Origin of the sequence: uncultured Flavonifractor sp. (assembly GCF_944385615.1) — a bacterium.
Classification (GTDB): Bacteria; Bacillota; Clostridia; order Oscillospirales; family Oscillospiraceae; genus Flavonifractor.
Genome location: NZ_CALWXV010000055.1, coordinates 1 through 13,086 on the forward strand (window position 1 = coordinate 1; position 13,086 = coordinate 13,086).

General features: G+C 61.3%; 11 protein-coding genes. 10 read left to right on the forward strand and 1 reads right to left on the reverse strand.

Annotation, left to right across the window (positions count from 1 at the left end):
• The first annotated feature begins 424 nt into the window (after nt 1-424).
• The 10 genes from Q0J75_RS11430 (at nt 425) to Q0J75_RS11475 (ending at nt 12,034) form a co-directional block, all read left to right on the forward strand.
• Entirely contained in the window at nt 425-739 is a 315-nt protein-coding gene (locus tag Q0J75_RS11430; RefSeq protein WP_297201343.1) for a hypothetical protein, read from the forward strand.
• The gene (locus Q0J75_RS11435; protein WP_297201346.1) at nt 739-2,748 is read left to right on the forward strand and encodes a V-type ATP synthase subunit I; all 2,010 of its coding nucleotides are present in this window, start codon (nt 739-741) and stop codon (nt 2,746-2,748) included. Before Q0J75_RS11430 ends, Q0J75_RS11435 begins: the two co-directional genes overlap by 1 nt.
• 1 nt (nt 2,749) lies before the next feature.
• On the forward strand, nt 2,750-3,244 hold the full coding sequence (locus tag Q0J75_RS11440; RefSeq protein ID WP_297201349.1) for a V-type ATP synthase subunit K: 495 nt from the start codon (nt 2,750-2,752) through the stop codon (nt 3,242-3,244).
• A 15-nt stretch (nt 3,245-3,259) separates the two neighbouring features.
• Entirely contained in the window at nt 3,260-3,847 is a 588-nt protein-coding gene (locus Q0J75_RS11445) for a V-type ATP synthase subunit E (protein WP_297201352.1), read from the forward strand.
• A gap of 30 nt (nt 3,848-3,877) precedes the next feature.
• Nucleotides 3,878-4,876 (forward strand): V-type ATPase subunit, encoded by a 999-nt coding sequence (locus Q0J75_RS11450; RefSeq protein ID WP_297201355.1) that lies wholly within the window; start codon nt 3,878-3,880, stop codon nt 4,874-4,876.
• Complete coding sequence (locus Q0J75_RS11455; protein WP_297201358.1) at nt 4,869-5,183, forward strand: V-type ATP synthase subunit F; 315 nt, start codon at nt 4,869-4,871, stop codon at nt 5,181-5,183. The genes Q0J75_RS11450 and Q0J75_RS11455 overlap by 8 nt, the downstream gene beginning before the upstream one ends.
• 167 nt (nt 5,184-5,350) lie before the next feature.
• On the forward strand, nt 5,351-7,129 hold the full coding sequence (locus Q0J75_RS11460) for a V-type ATP synthase subunit A (protein ID WP_297201361.1): 1,779 nt from the start codon (nt 5,351-5,353) through the stop codon (nt 7,127-7,129).
• Nucleotides 7,126-8,508, forward strand: a complete 1,383-nt coding sequence (locus Q0J75_RS11465; RefSeq protein ID WP_297201366.1) for a V-type ATP synthase subunit B — start codon at nt 7,126-7,128, stop codon at nt 8,506-8,508. The genes Q0J75_RS11460 and Q0J75_RS11465 overlap by 4 nt, the downstream gene beginning before the upstream one ends.
• A 3-nt stretch (nt 8,509-8,511) precedes the next feature.
• Nucleotides 8,512-9,216: a V-type ATP synthase subunit D gene (locus tag Q0J75_RS11470; RefSeq protein ID WP_297201369.1), complete on the forward strand. Its 705-nt coding sequence runs from the start codon at nt 8,512-8,514 to the stop codon at nt 9,214-9,216.
• 1,015 nt (nt 9,217-10,231) lie between these two features.
• Nucleotides 10,232-12,034: an LTA synthase family protein gene (locus Q0J75_RS11475; protein WP_297201372.1), complete on the forward strand. Its 1,803-nt coding sequence runs from the start codon at nt 10,232-10,234 to the stop codon at nt 12,032-12,034.
• A 76-nt stretch (nt 12,035-12,110) separates the two neighbouring features.
• Here Q0J75_RS11475 and Q0J75_RS11480 read toward each other — a convergent pair whose 3' ends face one another.
• Nucleotides 12,111-12,749, reverse strand: a complete 639-nt coding sequence (locus Q0J75_RS11480; RefSeq protein WP_297201375.1) for a TetR/AcrR family transcriptional regulator — start codon at nt 12,747-12,749, stop codon at nt 12,111-12,113.
• Nucleotides 12,750-13,086 lie beyond the last annotated feature (337 nt).

A 13,086-nucleotide genomic window follows, 5' to 3' on the forward strand; every position in this document is an offset into this window, starting at 1 on the left:
TCCTTCTCACCACCTCCTCTATTTTATCTCATCTAAATGAAAAAGCCCAGCTTTCGCTGGACTTTTTCGACAGGCTGGGGGCGGACGGCCATAGGCCGTCCGCCCTTTTTGCTTATCCAGGCCCGGTGAGATTCCCTTATGGAGTGAAATATTTATCAAATAATTGTGGATAAAATGCACAAAATTTTTTTGTTAAAAAATTCACGAGCTTAAAAGAAACATAAAAAAAGAAAGTATCACGTCAAAAACATGGAAAATATCAATAATATGGAAGAAAATGAGAAGAATTCAAAAAGAAAAAATTGCAGGGGGTAAATTAAACTGACAATTTTAAACTTGCAATCATCCGGTATTTGAAGTATGATTCAGGTAACATCGGGAAACTTGTCCAGTGAGACAAGGGATGCGGAAAGGCGGTGAAAGTATGTCTCTGGAAGCGATCAAGCAGGTGACCGAGGCGGAGCAGGCCCACAAGCAGCGCAGGGCCGAAGCCCAGGCGGAGGCCAAGCGCACCGTGGCGGAGGCCGAGCGGGCGGGCAAGGCCCGGCTGGCCGAGGCCCGCGCCCAGGCGGAGGCCAAGGCCCGTGAGCTTATGAAAGCGGCCGAGGAAACGGCGGCCAAGCACGCGGCGGAGGTGACGGCTCAGACCCGGAAAACCTGTGACACCCTGCGTGCCAAGGCGGAGGGCCGCCTGGCCGACGCCGCTGCCAGCATCGTGAGAAGGGTAGTGAAGAACTGATGTCCATTGTGAAAATGAAGCGGCTGCGGCTGGTGGGTATGCGCGACCAGCGGGAGTCCATGCTGCGGCTGCTTCAGCATCTGGGCTGCGTGGAGATCGACGAGCCGGGGGAGTGCAAGGACGACCCCGCCTGGGCGAGCCTGACGCGGCCGGACACCGGGGCGCTGAACGAGGCCAGGGACGCCCGTTCCAGCGTGGAGAACGCCCTGAAGACCCTGAAGAAGTACGGACCCAAGCAAAAGGGCGGGCTTCTCACCCCCAGGCCGGTGATTACCGAGGGGGAGCTCTTCGACGACAAGGCCTATCAGACCAGCCTGGCCGACGCCGGGCAGCTGGTGGCCCTGGAGCGGAAGATCTCCACTCTGTACGCCGAGCAGAACAAGCTGAGGACTCAAAAACTGGCGCTGGCGCCCTGGCTGACGCTGGACATCCCCCTGGAGACCGCCTCCACCCCGGAGGTGTCCGTCCAATTCGGTACGGTGGCCGCGGCCACCGACCTGGACGCCCTGGAAGGGGCCCTGGGGGCCGTCACCGACCTGTATGAGCTCATGCGGGCGGGGGCGGACAACGAATTGAAGTATCTGGTGTTCCTCTGCCACCGCAGCGCGGAAGAGGGGTGCCAGGAGGTGCTGAAGGAGTACGGCTTCTCCCGGGCGGCCCTGCGGGGCTGGACGGGCACGGCGGCGGAGAACGACAGGCGGCTGGACAGCGAGCTGGCCGCCGCCGCCAGGGAGCTGGAGTCCACCATCGCCCAGGTGGGGGCCTACGCCTCCAAAAAGAACGCGCTGGAGCAGTGCCTGGACCGGGCCGATCAGGAGATCGCCCGGGAGGAGGCCCGCTGCCGTCTGCTGGACAGCGCCTCCGCCTTCTTCCTGGAGGGCTGGGTGCCTGCCCCGGACGAGAAAAAGCTGCTGGAGCAGCTGGGACAGTACACCTGCTGCTGGGAGACCCAGGACCCGGCGCCGGAGGACTATCCGGTGGTGCCGGTGAAGCTGAAAAACAACAAGTTCACCGAGCCGCTGACCACCATTACCGAGATGTATTCCCTTCCCGCCTATGACGGCGTGGACCCCAACGGGCTGATGGCCCCCTTCTATATTTTCTTCTTCGGGTTCATGTTCGCCGATCTGGGCTACGGCCTGATTCTGGCGGGGGCCTGCGCCTTCATCAACTGGAAGACCCACCCCAAGGGCGGCTTCGGCCAGCTTATCCGGCTGATGATTATGTGCGGCATTTCGTCCGCTGTCATCGGCTTCTTTACCGGCGGCTTCTTCTCCGACTTTTTGGTGCAGTTCACCGGTATGCTGGGCCTGGCTCAGCCGGTGATTCCCTTCCTGTCGGTGCCCGACGGCGTGACCGGCGTGCCCGGCCCCCTGCTCAACGTCATGGGCGACCCCATGACCGTGCTGGTCTTTGCGCTGGCGGTGGGCTTTGTGCAGATCCTGGTGGGCATGGCGGTCAAGTTCTGGATGCTGTGCCGCCGGGGCCAGGTGGTGGACGCCGTCCTGGACATCGGGACCTGGTGGGTCATCTTTGTGGGCATCGCCCTGTTCGCTCTGGGCGTGGGCAATGTGGCCGGTTATCCGGTGGTGCTCATCATCGGCTGCCTGATGCTGCTGGGCCAGAGCCGGACCGCCAAGGGCTTCGGTAAGGTCACCGCCGTCATCGGCGCAGTATACAACGGCGTGACGGGCTACTTTGGAGATATCCTCTCCTACTCCCGTCTGATGGTCATGATGCTGGCCGGTTCTGTCATCGGCCAGGTGTTCAACATCCTGGGCGCCATGCCCGGCGGCGGACTGCCTCCGGCCATCGGTATCCCCATCTTCTTCGTGATCTTCATCATCGGCCATGCCTTCAACATTGGCCTGAACGTCATCGGCACCTACGTGCACACATCCCGTCTGCAATACCTGGAATTCTTCAAGCAGTTCTATGAAGAGGGCGGACGCCCCTGGCGGCCCCTGAACATTGCGACAAAGTATGTCGACATTAAGGAGGAACAGTAACATGACATTCGGTGAATTTCTGACTCAGTACGCAGGCGCCTTCTTTGGTTTCCTGGGCGCCGCTCTGGCCGCAGGCCTGGCCTGCGTTGGTTCTGCAAAGGGTACCGGCCTGGCCGGTGAGGCCGGCGCCGGCCTGCTGGCCGAGGACCCCTCTCAGTTCTCCAAGTGTATGATCCTGCAGGTTATCCCCGGCACCCAGGGCCTGTACGGCCTGGTCATCGGCTTCTTGGCCCTGATGAAGATGGGCCTGTTTGACGGCACCGTGGCCAACCTGTCCATCGCCAACGGCCTCATCATCCTGGCCGCCTGCATCCCCATGGCCATCGGCGGCCTGCTCTCCGGCATCGCTCAGGGCCGCGTGGCTGCCGCCTCCGTCAACATCGTGGCCAAGAACCCCAACGACTGGTCCAAGGGCATGGTGCTGTGTATCATCGTGGAGTTCTACGCCATCCTGTCCCTGCTGATCTCCTTCCTGATGATTATGTTCGGCTTCTAAGCTGAGAGGTAGACTATGGACGGAATTGAAAAAATCACCGGGCGCATTGCGGCCGACGCCGGGCGGGAGATCGACGAGATCAACGCCGAGGCTCGCCGCCAGGCCGACGAGATCCTGGCCCGGTATGAGGCCCAGGCCAAGCGGGAGAGCGAGGAGATCCTCTCCCGGGGCAAGCGCAACGCCGACGAGCGGGTGGAGCGGCTGGCCAGCGTGGCCCAGCTGGACGCCCGCAAGCTGGAGCTGGCCGCCAAGCAGGAGATGCTCTCCAAGGCCTATGACCTGGCGCTGGAGAAGCTGGTGAACCTGCCCGACAAGGACTATGTGACTCTGCTGGCCAATCTGGCGGTGAAGGCCTCCTCCACCGGCAAGGAGGCGGTCATCTTCTCCCAGAAGGACCGCACCCGCTACGGCAAGCAGGTGGTCACCCAGGCCAACGAGCGCCTGAAAGACGGACACCTGACCATGTCCGAGCAGACCCGCCCCATCCAGGGGGGCCTCATCCTCAGCGACGGGGACGTGGAGGTCAACTGCACCTTTGAGACTCTGGTGCGCCTCCAGCGGGGCGAGATGGACCGCGAGGTGGCCAAGGTGCTCTTCGACTGATGCGCTCCTTGCAAGTAAGGAGGCAACATTTTGGCTAAGATCAAAGATACCGACTATCTGACCATATCCGCCCGCATCCGGGCGATGGAGACCCGGCTGCTCACCCGGGAGCGGATGGAGCGGATGCTGGATGCCCGCACCGGCGACGAGGCCGCCAAGGTCCTGTCCGAGTGCGGCTACAGTGAGCTGACCGCCCTGACCCATACCGCCCTGGACGAGCTGCTCTCCGCCGCCCGGAGGGCGCTGTACAAGGAGCTGAAGGGGGCGGTGCCCGACCCGCGGCTGGTGGAAGTGTTTCAGATGAAATACGACTACCACAACGCCAAGACCCTCATCAAGGCCGCCGCCGTGGGGGCCGACCCCGACCGGCTGCTGATGGAGGGGGGCCGCTGGACCGCCGCACAGATCAAGGATGCCTGGCAGCGGGACAGCCTGCGGGACTTCACCGACCCCTTCCGGCAGGCCATCGTCCAGGCCCGGGAGCTGCTGAATGGCGGCGGGGACCCCCAGCTGGCCGACTTTGTGCTGGACCGGGCCTACTTTGGAGAGATGGGAGAGGCGGCCAAGGCCACCGGAAGTCCCTTCCTCCAGGGCTATGTGCGCCTGCTCATCGACGCCACCAACCTGCGCTCCGCCGTCCGGGCGGCCCGCATGGGCAAGGGCAGCGATTTCTTAAACCAGGTGCTGCTGTCCGGCGGTAATGTGGAGGTCCATACCCTGACTTCGGGCAAGGGCAGCGATCTGGCCGCCCTGTTCCGGGCGGGCCCCCTCAGCGAGGCTGCCGCCGCCGGCGCCGCCCTCACCGCCCCCGGCAGCGGGGAGCTCACCGCCTTTGAGCGTCTGTGCGACAACGCGGTGATGAACTATCTGGCCCAGGCCCGCCGCATCCCCTTCGGGGAGCAGGCGGTGATCGGCTACCTGTACGCCAGGGAGACCGAATTCACCGCCATCCGCACCATTCTGTCCGGCCGCATGGCGGGGCTGGATGGGGACACCATCCGGGAAAGGCTGCGTGAGTCCTATGTCTAATTACCGAATTGCTGTGCTGGGAGACAAGGACAGCGTGCTGGGCTTCAAGGCCCTGGGGCTGGACGTGTTTCCCGCGGAAACCGTGGAGGAGGCCAAGCGCACCCTTCACGAGCTGGCCAAAGAGAATTACGCGGTGGTCTATCTGACCGAGCAGCACGCCGCCGGTATGACGGCGGAGGTGGCCCGGTACAAGGACGAGCTCACCCCGGCCATCATCCTCATCCCCGGCAAGGACGGCTCCCTGGGCATTGGCATGGCCAACGTCAAGAGCGCCGTGGAACGGGCCGTGGGCGCGGACATTTTGTAACGATCGGTATAACGGGCGGCCTTTACGGCCGCCCGCACCCCCGACCGAGCCCAGCGCAAGCGGGTCGGACGGGGAGGAGGAGGGACAGCGGAGCGAGCAAGCCCTGGCGTTTACGCCAGGGCGCGGGATGCGCAGCTTGTCCCGACGAGAAAGAAGGTTAGAGTGATTTGAGCGGAAAAATCGTCAAAGTCTCCGGCCCGCTGGTGGTTGCCACCGGGCTCACCGACGCCAACATGGCCGACGTGGTCCGGGTGGGCGAGCAGCGCCTCATCGGTGAGATCCTCACCATGAACGGCGACTCCGCCTCCATCCAGGTGTATGAGGAGACCTCCGGCCTGGGCCCCGGCGCGGTGGTGGAGACCACCGGCGCCCCCATGTCTGTGGAGCTGGGCCCCGGCATCATTGAGAATATCTACGACGGCATCCAGCGCCCCCTGGAGGGCATCATGAAGAAGGCGGGCTCCAACAACCTGCCCCGCGGCGTGGAGGTCCCCGCCCTGGACCGGGAGAAGAAGTGGCAGTTCAACGCCACCGCCAAAAAGGGCGACAAGGTCACCGGCGGCGACGTCATCGGCACCGTCCAGGAGACCAGCGTGGTGCTCCACAAGATCATGATTCCCCCCACCCTCAGCGGCACCATCGAGTCCATCCAGTCCGGTTCCTTCACCGTGCTGGACACCGTGGCCGTGCTGGTGGACGACAAGGGTCAGAAGCACAATCTGACCATGGTGCAGAAGTGGCCCGTCCGTGTGGGCCGCCCCTATAAGCATAAGTATCCCCCCAAGACCCCGCTGCTGTCCGGCCAGCGTATCGTGGATGCCATGTTCCCCGTGGCCAAGGGCGGCACCGCCGCCATCCCCGGTCCCTTCGGCTCGGGCAAGACCGTCATGCAGCACCAGCTGGCCAAGTGGTCCGACGTGGACATCGTGGTCTACATCGGCTGCGGCGAGCGCGGCAACGAGATGACCGACGTACTGCGGGAGTTCCCCGAGCTGGTGGACCCCCGTACCGGCGAGTCCCTGATGAAGCGGACCGTCCTTATCGCCAACACCTCCGATATGCCCGTGGCCGCCCGTGAGGCCTCCATCTATACCGGCATCACCATCGCCGAGTACTTCCGTGATATGGGCTACCATGTGGCCGTCATCGCCGACTCCACCTCCCGCTGGGCCGAGGCTCTGCGTGAGATGTCCGGCCGTCTGGAAGAGATGCCCGGCGAGGAAGGCTACCCCGCCTATCTGTCCTCCCGTCTGGCCCAGTTCTACGAGCGGGCCGGTATGGTGGAGTGCATCGGCTCCGACGCCGACCGCCGGGGCTCCCTTACCGCTGTGGGCGCGGTCTCCCCGCCCGGCGGCGACCTGTCCGAGCCCGTCTCCCAGGCCACCATGCGCATCGTCAAGGTGTTCTGGGCCCTGGACGCCTCTCTGGCCTACCGCCGTCACTTCCCCGCCATCAACTGGCTCAACTCCTACTCTCTGTACCTGGACTCCCTGAAGCCCTGGTATGACGAGCACCTGGGGCCCCAGTTCATGGTCAACCGCGACAAGTCCATGTCCATCCTCCAGGAGGAGGCCAGCCTGAACGAGATCGTGCAGCTGGTGGGCAAGGACTCCCTGTCCGCCGGCGACCAGCTCACCCTGGAGACCGCCAAGATGCTCCGGGAGGACTTCCTCCAGCAGAACGGCTTTATGGAGGTGGACTGGTACTCCAGCTATGAGCGCCAGGACAAGATGATCCAGATGATCCTGGACTATGACAAGCTGTGCCGCGCCGCTATCGAGAAGGGCGCGCCGGTATCCGAGCTGTTCAACATCCCCTTCCGGGAGAAGATGGGCCGTGCCAAGAGCGTGCCCGACGACCAGTACCAGACCGTCTATGCCCAGATGGCCCGGGAGATGGAGGAGCAGATCGAGGCCATTGTGGCCAAGGGAGGTGAAGAGGCATGATTCGGGAATATAAGACCATTCAGGAGATCAACGGCCCCCTGATGGTGGTGCGCAAGGTCTCCGGCGTCACCTATGACGAGCTGGCCGAGATCGAGCTGTCCGACGGCTCCATCCGCCGCTGTAAGGTGCTGGAGGTCAACGGCGACAACGCGGTGGTACAGCTCTTCGAGTCCTCCGCCGGTATCAATCTGGCCCAGTCCAAGGTCCGTTTCCTGGGCCATCCCCTCCAGCTCCCCGTGTCCGGGGATATGCTGGGCCGGGTGTTCAACGGCATGGGCCGTCCCATCGATGGCGGCCCCGAGATCATGGCCGAGGAGTACCGTGATATCAACGGCCTGCCCATGAATCCTGCCGCCCGTGACTACCCCAACGAGTTTATCCAGACCGGCATCTCCACCATCGACGGACTGAATACCCTGGTCCGTGGTCAGAAGCTGCCCATTTTCTCCGGCTCCGGTCTGCCCCACGCCGCTCTGGCCGCCCAGATCGCCCGTCAGGCCAGAGTGCTGGGCGACGATGCCGGCAACTTCGCCGTGGTGTTCGCCGCCATTGGTATCACCTTCGAGGAGTCCGACTTCTTCGTGCAGGAGTTCCGCCGTACCGGCGCCATCGACCGTACCGTGCTCTTTACCAACCTGGCCAACGACCCCGCCGTCGAGCGTATCGCCACTCCCCGTATGGCCCTCACCGCCGCGGAGTACCTGGCCTTTGAGAAGGATATGCACGTGCTGGTTATCCTCACCGATATCACCAACTACGCCGAGGCCCTCCGCGAGGTGTCCGCAGCCAAGAAGGAAGTCCCCGGCCGCCGCGGCTACCCCGGCTATCTGTACACCGACCTGGCCACCATGTACGAGCGGGCCGGCCGTCAGCTGGGCAAGAAGGGCTCCATCACCATGATCCCCATCCTCACCATGCCCGAGGACGACAAGACCCACCCCATCCCCGACCTGACCGGTTATATCACCGAGGGCCAGATCATCCTGTCCCGTGAGCTGTACCGCAAGGGCGTGAATCCCCCGGTGGACGTGCTGCCCTCCCTGTCCCGTCTGAAGGATAAGGGCGTGGGCGTGGGCAAGACCCGGGAGGATCACGCGGGCACCATGAACCAGCTCTTCGCCGCCTATTCCACTGGTAAGGAGAACAAGGAGCTGATGAGCATCCTGGGTGAGGCCGCCCTCTCTCCCACCGACCTGATGTACGCCAAGTTTGCCGACGAGTTTGAAAAGCGCTATGTTTCCCAGGGCACCGATGAGAACCGCTCCATCATCGAGACCCTGGATCTGGGCTGGGACCTGCTGAGCCTCCTGCCCAAGGCGGAGCTGAAGCGCATCAAGCCGGAGTATATCGAGAAATACCTCCCAAAAAAGGAGGGATAAATCATGCCGGCCATTAACGTAAATCCTACCCGGCAGGAGCTGACCCGGCTGAAGACCCGGCTCAAGACCTCCATCCGGGGCCACAAGCTGCTGAAGGATAAGCGGGATGAGCTGATGAAGCAGTTCATGGACGTGGTACGGGAGAACCGGGCCCTGCGGAAGAAGGTGGAGGAGGGGCTGATGCGTGCCCACGGCTCTTTCACCGTGGCCTCGGCCCTTATGTCCTCGGAAATGCTGGAGCAGTCCCTGCTCTATCCCAAGCAAAGCGTGGAGCTGGACATGACCTTCCAGAACATCATGAGCGTCAACGTGCCGGTGTATCACTTCCGCACCAAGAGCGACGACGCCGGGGAGATCTATCCCTACGGCTTTGCCACCACTTCCGGCGAGCTGGACGGGGCGGTGGACGCCCTGTCCGGGGTGTTCCAGGATATGCTGAAGCTGGCGGAGATCGAAAAGACCTCCCAGCTGCTGGCGGAGGAGATCGAAAAGACCCGCCGCCGGGTCAACGCCCTGGAATATGTGAAGATCCCCCAGATGGAGGAGGCCATCAAGTATATCTCCATGAAGCTGGACGAGAACGAGCGGTCCAACACCATTCGTTTGATGAAGGTGAAGGATATGCTCCTGAAGGAAGCCATCGAAGAGAAGCGGGAGGCAGACGCCCGCGCGGTGGAAGCCTTCGGCGGCAAGCTGGAAGAGGTATAATGACAAAAGGCGGCCCGGAACCGGGCCGCCTTTTTCGTTGACAAGAAGGGGCGAAGTGCCTATAATAAAGATAGAAAGGGCGCTGCTGCAAAGCGGTTAGCCCCACGAGGTTACTTCAACATTACGTTGACCGCTCGGGTAGCAGCCGGGCGGTCAACACGCTTTTGGGGATATGTAAATCATGACCGCAAGGATCATGATAAAACACACCAGAAAGCGCAGGACTTTCGCCCAACGCCCGTTTCCCATACGCTCCACCCCCTCTCACAAGGGAGTGGCTAACCGCCGTATTGCAACAGCGCCAAGAGAAGCATACCACACTGCCACGGTGCTGTAAAGGCACGAAAACAGGCGGCCCGATCCCAGGCCGCCTGTTTTCGTTGACAAGAAGGGGCGAAGTGCCTATAATAAAGATAGAAAGGGCGCTGCCGCAAAGCGGTTAGCCCCGTGAGTTAACCAATCAGTGACTCGTTAACCGCTCGGTGGCCGCCGGGCGGTTAACACGCTTTTGGGGATATGTAAATCATGACCGTAAGGATCATGATAAAACACACCAGAAAGCGCAGGACTTTCGTCCAACGCCCGTTTCCCATACGCTCCACCCCCTCTCACAAGGGAGTGACTAACCGCCGTATTGCAACAGCGCCAAGAGAAGCATACCACACTGCCACGGTGCTGTAAAGGCACGAAAACAGGCGGCCCGGTTCCGGGCCGCCTGTTCTGTTTTCGTGCATACCACCTAAATTCAAAGCGTTTGGAAAGAAAAACGTAAGAAAGGCCATAGATTTGTCAGCCATGGGACTATGGCGGGCAGAGAAAACAAAGCAGAAATAGAAAGTTGTAAAAAATGCTTATTTTTATAAATAATGCGGAAATTTGATTTAAATAATTTGAAATCAACACCGGCAAGCATCCGTAGCCCGCCCTGCCCGCCGGCAGAGTCCGCCTTTGACAGAACGGACTTTTTGGCGTATAATCACGGACTATCCCTTCAAGTTTCAGGAGAACCATCTATATGCACGTCAAACAATTCCTTCGCAAAAACGGCCTCTGGCAGGGCATCTTTCTGGCCCTGACCCCCTTTACCGCCACCTGGCTCATGCAGTTTACATACGGAGCCAACCCCTTTGCCATGGCCTTTTCCATTCAGCTGGCCAACGCACTGTGCGTGGCCCTGCTCTTCTGGCCATTGTGCGCTCTGGTGGGACGGATCGCCCCCTGCACCATCGGCATCCACATCGCCGCCGCTTCCTGGGGCGCGGCCAACTACTTTATCTACTCCTTCCGGGGCACCCCTATTTTGCCCTGGGATTTTTCCGCCCTGGGCACCGCCGCCAGCGTGGCGGGCACCTACCGGCTGGCCCCCACCTGGCAGATGGGAATCACCATCCTTTTGGCGGCGGCCCTGGTGGTGTTCCTCCATCCGGAGCGGCGCAAGGCCCGCCTGCGGCTCACCACCCGGAAAGGGATCCCCCTGCGGCTGGCCTGTCTGGCGGCGGGGCTGGCCTGCCTCTTCTTCCTGCTGCCCACTGAAAAGCTGGAAAAGCTGGGGGTGAAAACTGACGTGTGGGACCAGGCAGGGGCCTACCAAAACGGGGGCTGCCTGGCGGTATTCCTGCGTAACACCGAGTTTCTGGAGGTGGAGGAGCCGGACAATTATGCCCCGGAGCAGGTGGACGCCCTGCTGGAGCAGACCGAGCCCGCTGAGCCTGCCCAGGTGTCGGTGGAGCGCCCCAATATCATCGCCATCATGAACGAATCCTGGGCGGATTTTGAGTCTTACGGCAACCTTCAGCTCAGTGAGAGCGTCACCGACTATATCCGCTCCCTGGACAACGCCATTTTCGGCCACACCTATACCTCGGTGTTCGGCGCAGGCACCAGCGCCAGTGAGTTTGAATTTCTCACCGGCAATTCCATGGCCTTCCTGCCCTCGGGCAGCATCCCCTACCAGCAGTATGTGCTGGGGCCCACCGCTTCTCTGGCCTCCCTGCTCAAGGCCCAGGGCTATGATACGCTGGCCTTCCACCCCGGGGAGCGCACCTCCTGGCAGCGCAATCAGGCCTACCCCCGGCTGGGCTTTGACGCCTTCAAATGTGGGGAGGACATGGATGTGCCCCAGACCTTTGAGCACGGCTATGTCAGCGACCAGTCCGACTTTGAGCAGATCATCTGGGAGTTTGAGCACAAGGAGGAGGGGACCCCTCTTTTCCTGTTCAACGTCACCATCCAGAGCCACGGCAGCTACACGGTGGAGGACTACCCCGCGGAGGTCACCCTCACCGATGAGCCGGGCAAGTACCCTATGGCCGAGCAATACCTGACCCTGGCCAACAAGACCGATGAGGCCTTCCGCACCCTGGTGGAGTATTTTCAGGACCAGGAGGAGCCCACCATGATCCTCATGTTCGGCGACCACCAGCCCTCGGTGGAGCAGGAATTTCTGGATAAGGCCTATGGGGTGACCCAGGATGGGATGACCATGGAGCAGTACATGGGCAAGTATAAGACCCCCTTTGTCATCTGGGCCAACTACCCCCTGCCGCAGGAGGGGCCGGAGGTGACCAGCCTGAACTTTTTGGGCCTCTACCTGCTGCATTACGCCGGGATTCAGGGCACCCAGTACCAGGACTATCTGTGGCAGCTCCAGCAGCAGCTTCCCGCCATCACCTTTGTGGGCTATGTGGACCGGGCCGGGCAGGCCTACAGCCACCTAGAGACCAACGACTACACGTCCCTGATTCAGGACTATCAGTGCCTACAATATAACAACCTCTTCGGCGGGACAGACCGGCGAAGCGCCGCCTTTGACCCGTGACCAGTGAGATACCAAGCCTTTTCAAAAAACGCGCGTGCCGCTTGTGACGGCGCGCGCGTTTTTTCTGGTTTGACTTTTAACCACTTCGGAAGGAGTTTTTCAGCAGGATGATGCAGTTATCCAGCAGCTGTTCCAGATCGGAAAAAACGGTGTGGGCCAGCTTATTATAGTAGGTGTTGAGCAGGCCGTTGAGAAATACAATGACCGAGAAGGCGGCTGCGTCCCGGGACACAGGAGGGGTATAGCCCTTTTCCTTCAGATAGTCCTCCAACACCTTTCGGGTCAGGAGAAAGACCTCCATTCCCGCTTCATACTTCTGCCGGGCCGCCGCCTCCATGGGAGTGCCGGCGTAATCGGCCTGCATGGGGATCTTTTGCAGAGCCATCACCTCATAAAAGGCGGGGTGGCTCCAGGCAAATTCCAGATAGGTGCGCAGGAAGGCGTCCAGCCGGGCCTCTCCGCCCCGGGCGGCCTCCACCGCCTGGCGCAGGCTGGCGCACAGCTGCCGGTAGCCCTCAATAACCACCGACAGATACACCTCGTCCTTGTTGACAAAATAAAGGTAGATCTTGGTGGCCGAGGCGCCGATCTTCTGGCCCAGCTTCCGCATGGTCAGCCCTTCATAGCCGTCACAGGCCAGGATATCCAGTGCGGCATCCAGGATGCGGGCCTTTTCCGCTGCTTTTTCCGCGGGCGTCTTTTCTTTGGGGGGCATGGGACCGCCTCCTTTTTCCTCTTTTTTTCCTCATGTGCATATTGTATCAAATCCTGTTTTCACAATCAATAGCGCCCTTTTTTCCAGAGCGCGGAATATTTCCAAGAAAGGTATGGATATCCCGCGGGAAATGTGATAAGCTGTAAACCGGTGTCAAAACAACGCCGTGTTTTTGGGTGGAAAAAGGAGGGGCGCTCCGTTGAAGCTGGACTACGATGCACTGCTGGAGCTGGTAAGCGAAATGGGCTTTCGGCTCATGTTCAGCGGAGCGGAGATCTACCGGGTGGAGGAGTCCATCAGCCGCCTGCTCCAAGCCTACGGGGCCGAGCGGGGGGAG